General features: G+C 73.0%; 2 protein-coding genes. Both read right to left on the reverse strand.

Translation table 11 applies throughout. The annotated features are described in order from the left end of the window. Positions 1-396 (reverse strand): inositol monophosphatase family protein (locus FV222_RS25335; RefSeq protein WP_281406923.1); only part of this gene is annotated, 396 nt, incomplete at its 3' end. A 100-nt stretch (positions 397-496) separates the two neighbouring features. Then, positions 497-1,498, reverse strand: a complete 1,002-nt coding sequence (locus FV222_RS25340) for an asparaginase (protein ID WP_147761911.1) — start codon at positions 1,496-1,498, stop codon at positions 497-499. Positions 1,499-1,631 lie beyond the last annotated feature (133 nt).

The raw sequence follows: 1,631 nt of genomic DNA on the forward strand, positions 1-1,631 counted from the left end.
GCCGACGCCCGGCGCGGCGAGCGCGGCGGCGACCGGCCGGTTGCCCTCGATCAGGGCGATGCACACCGCGAATTCCGGGCTGCCGGCGAGGAAGTCGCGGGTGCCGTCGAGGGGGTCGACGAGGAAGAACCGGTCGGCGGGCGGCACGTCGTGGCAGGTCTCCTCGGCCACGACCGGGATCGCCGGGAACCGCTCCAGGAGGTTGGCCAGGATCAGCTGCTCGGCCTCGAGGTCGGCATGGCTCGATGGCGAGCCGTCCACCTTCAGCACGTGCGGGCAGTCGTGGCCGTGGTGCCCGAGCAGGATCTCGCCGGCGGCGCAGGCGATCTCGGCCAGATCCGCGGCGATGCGCTCACGTTCCGGTCCCGAGAGGGAGACGATGGATGATGCCGCCATTGCCATGGCACCGTCTTGCGCCTCCCATCGATCCTTGTCGATGGCGGACCCCTGCCGAGCGCTTCGGCCGAGCGAACCGGCATCGTGCTCCCACGGCGGATCAGTAGGTCGCGAAGATCCGCGCGATCTCCGAAGGCTCGCGCGTCACCGTCAACGCCAGGGCGAGCAGGATGCGGGCCTTCTGCGGCGTCAGGTTGTCGGCGCTGAGGATGCCGCGCTCCCGCAGGCGGGTGGTGAGCGGGACGACGCCGCTGCCCGCGCGCGTCGACTGCACCACGACGATTCCGGCCGCCGCCGCCTCTTCGAGGGCGTCGGCCTCCCGCGGCGGCGTCATGCCGGGTGCCAGGCCCGCCGAGACGATCCCCTGCGCGCCGGCGGCGCGGAAGGCGCGCACCGCCGTGCCGTCGGCGTCGGCGTAGCCGTAGGACACGTCGACCCGCGGCAGGGCGTCGAGCGCGCCGACGTCGAAGGGCGTGCCCGGAGCGTGGCTGCGTTCGGAGCGCCGGTAGTACTGCACCGACGCCCCGTCGACATGGCCGAGCACGCCGAAATCCGGCGTGCGGAAGGTCTGCAGCCGGGCGACCGACGTCTTGGTCACCTCGCGGGCCGCCTGGATCTCGTCGTTGAGGACGACGAGCACGCCGCGCCCGCGGGAGTGCGGCGACGCCGCCGTGCGGATCGCCGCGACGAGGTTGAGCCCGGCGTCGCTCGACAGGGCGCTCATCGGCCGCTGCGAGCCGACGAGCACCACCGGCACGTCCACGGTCAGCGTCAGGCTCAGCGCGTAGGCGGTTTCCTCCAGGGTGGCGGTGCCGTGCCCGATGACGATGCCGGCGAGGTCGGGATGCTCGGCCGCCAGCCGCTCGCAGGTCTTCACCAGGTCGCGCCATTCGGCGAAGCCGATCGCCGGGCTCGGCACGGCGCGGAAGGCGACGGGCACGACCTCGGCAACCGCGCGCACCTCCGGCACCGCGTCGAGGATCGCCTGCGCCTCCAGCCGGTTGCCGGTCGCGGTGTAGTCGAGGATGTCCAGGGAATCGCGGCCCAGCGACGAGATCGTCCCGCCGGTGCCAATGAACGCGACCTTCGGCCTTGCCGTCATCGAATGTCTCCTGCCGCTAGGCGCCGAGACGGCGTCCTACCCGCAGACGGCGTTCCTGTCTCGCGCCGGCACACGCGCGACCGTCGAAGGCGCGGCGGGAACGGCGGCGTCCCGCCCTCCCATCCCGCAACAC

Source organism: Methylobacterium sp. WL103 (assembly GCF_008039885.1).
GTDB lineage: Bacteria > Pseudomonadota > Alphaproteobacteria > Rhizobiales > Beijerinckiaceae > Methylobacterium > Methylobacterium cerastii.